The sequence below is a fragment of the Endozoicomonas sp. YOMI1 genome (genome assembly GCF_024606345.1).
Lineage (GTDB): Bacteria > Pseudomonadota > Gammaproteobacteria > Pseudomonadales > Endozoicomonadaceae > Endozoicomonas.
Map to the genome: position 1 here is coordinate 1 of NZ_JAHHPM010000116.1, position 2,083 is coordinate 2,083.

The following is a 2,083-nucleotide window of genomic DNA, read 5'->3' on the forward strand; positions in this document are numbered from 1 at the left end:
TATGGCTACAGCCCTTGGTAATCGGGAATACTGGATGGGATCACCAAACAGTTACTGATGCATTTAAGACATCTCCGCAACTCACTGATTATTATTAATTTATCCATCTTTATCGTTATAGAACAAATGTACAAATTTCGACCAAAATCGATGCTATTTGTAGGCTATGCGTAGGTTGGAATGCTGATATATAAATTTGGTCGTTTATATCTGGTTCATAAAATCAAGTAATACTATCGACTGCAACTCTTCCATGCTCTCAACATTTTGTTCCTTTGCCATTTGATACAACCTTTCGATAGTCTGAACCGCACCTGCCTGACCTTCTTTTGCGCAAAATGCTTTTAATTCAGCAGGCCTGATACTGTGTTTGATCATAACTGCCAACGCCTGAACCAAAGAGGGTTTATCATTCCAATGAAAATAAGCAGCCAACCGGTCTTTTACCACATCAGCGGCCAGTAATATTGGAATTTTGCTGCCGCCACGTTTAACGATGGTTGTTTTTTGGATGAGTTCATCTCCAACTGCCAATGGCGCAGGTGGAAACTCAACACAGATTGGTGTCGTGTCATTAATATAAAAACGGCCGTGTTTTTTGAACCCTATTTCATCCATTGCCTGAATGATCCTGGCGACCGGGTCATAGCTAACGTTCACCATATCGATATCTTTGGTGAGATAAAGATTTTCACTGTATATCTCAACAGCCAAGCCACCAACCAATACAACCCTGACTCCATGTGACTGCAGGTGCTCAGCAACTATCCCCGCCAGATCAACAATCGGTATACCTTTATAATCAACCATGTTCAGACTCACCTTCTGCTTTGCCTGAGCGTACTCTCATTGTCGGCTTTCCTATCGCCCTGGGTTTATTACGATTCATCACCAGATCCTGAATGACTGTCTCCGGGTATAATGGGATAGCGGCTTTAACCAGTTCTTTCATTGTCGCCAGAAAGACATACCTGGGGTTAAGGTGATACTCTCTTAGCCTTCCAATTAAATGACTAACAACAACACCATCCTCTTCCATTCTAACCAGCTGTTTTTGTACTGAATTTTGAGAAAGGCCAAAGAATTCGGCAATACCCTTTCCGTAGCCAGAGTTCCTGAGCATCAGATATATCAGTATTTTTTCCTGACTTTCAGCGCGAAGCACTCCCTTTAAGGCAAACATTCATGAAGCTCGTAAGGTATAGATGATACTCCAAGTATAAACCAATATTTCTATTTTATTAACCAATATATGGTTCATTTAATAGATATATTGGTTTATTAGGCACTCATACTTCGAGGTATTGTTATTAAATATTTTCGATTCAGGGTCCCACGCTCTGCAATGACCCGCTTTCCAGAACCAAGTTCATAACTGTCTGTGTTCAAACGGGAAAACCACGGATATTGGTGGTGAATTGGGAGTATACGCCTGATGTCAGCTGCAGCAGCTTGCCACTCTTAACGCCATTATCAAGGGAGAGGGAGCTAAAGCCCTGCTCTATCAACCACTTTCGCGTGGCCAACATCCATAGGGTAAAAGAGCATTAAAGCTGCTCTTTCATGATTCGCCCTGATCAACAACTGCCTGATCAGTGAGCCATAGCTTAGGTTGATCCATCAACCGTGTCACAAAGCTTTGCTGTGACTCCTTTCTTTGCCGAAACTCATCGGGAGAAAAAATAGTGGGATTAATCACTCGACCAAGCTGCTTTTCTGCAGGTTCCAAACGCTCCAGAATTTCACAATAGCTTAGTCCTTCACCAACCAGTAATACATCAATATCACTGCTAGCGTGTTCCATCCCCTTTGCCACAGAGCCATATACGAAAGCCATATCGCAATGTTTTAAAGCCGGGGCCAACACCTCTCTGACACTCCTCGCCCTATCGGGCGAGGGTTCTTGATCGCTCAAGAACGTTTCTGTTTCACAGTTCGTTGCCCGGAGAACAGCTTGGTTATCGCATAAAAGTTCCCGTAGTGAGAACTTTTGCGGTGACGAACCAACGGGGACACCTAGCCCCAAGCTCTCTAGGTCTCACACGAACTCCGCAGACTTAACATCCCGTCTGCCCGACGGTAG

General features: G+C 43.7%; 4 protein-coding genes. All 4 read right to left on the reverse strand.

The window, feature by feature from the left end; translation table 11 throughout:
* Positions 1-204: 204 nt before the first annotated feature.
* The 4 genes from KDK15_RS04340 to KDK15_RS04350 all read right to left on the reverse strand — a co-directional run bounded on the left by KDK15_RS04340 (position 205) and on the right by KDK15_RS04350 (position 1,837).
* Complete coding sequence (locus KDK15_RS04340; RefSeq protein ID WP_257294138.1) at positions 205-618, reverse strand: hypothetical protein; 414 nt, start codon at positions 616-618, stop codon at positions 205-207.
* Positions 619-802: 184 nt separating this feature from the next.
* Positions 803-1,183 (reverse strand): winged helix-turn-helix domain-containing protein, encoded by a 381-nt coding sequence (locus tag KDK15_RS04345; protein WP_257294139.1) that lies wholly within the window; start codon positions 1,181-1,183, stop codon positions 803-805.
* A gap of 98 nt (positions 1,184-1,281) precedes the next feature.
* On the reverse strand, positions 1,282-1,437 hold the full coding sequence (locus tag KDK15_RS21155) for a type IV toxin-antitoxin system AbiEi family antitoxin domain-containing protein (RefSeq protein ID WP_373691333.1): 156 nt from the start codon (positions 1,435-1,437) through the stop codon (positions 1,282-1,284).
* Between the two features lie 124 nt (positions 1,438-1,561).
* Positions 1,562-1,837 (reverse strand): nucleotidyltransferase domain-containing protein, encoded by a 276-nt coding sequence (locus KDK15_RS04350; protein WP_257294140.1) that lies wholly within the window; start codon positions 1,835-1,837, stop codon positions 1,562-1,564.
* Between the last annotated feature and the right edge of the window lie 246 nt (positions 1,838-2,083).

What these genes read in the sequence shown, in the direction of transcription:
- KDK15_RS04340 (WP_257294138.1), bottom strand. Translation starts at nt 618, where the DNA reads ATGGATGAAATAGGGTTCAAAAAACACGGCCGTTTTTATATTAATGAC.
- KDK15_RS04345 (WP_257294139.1), bottom strand. Translation starts at nt 1,183, where the DNA reads ATGTTTGCCTTAAAGGGAGTGCTTCGCGCTGAAAGTCAGGAAAAAATA.
- KDK15_RS04350 (WP_257294140.1), bottom strand. Translation starts at nt 1,837, where the DNA reads ATGGCTTTCGTATATGGCTCTGTGGCAAAGGGGATGGAACACGCTAGC.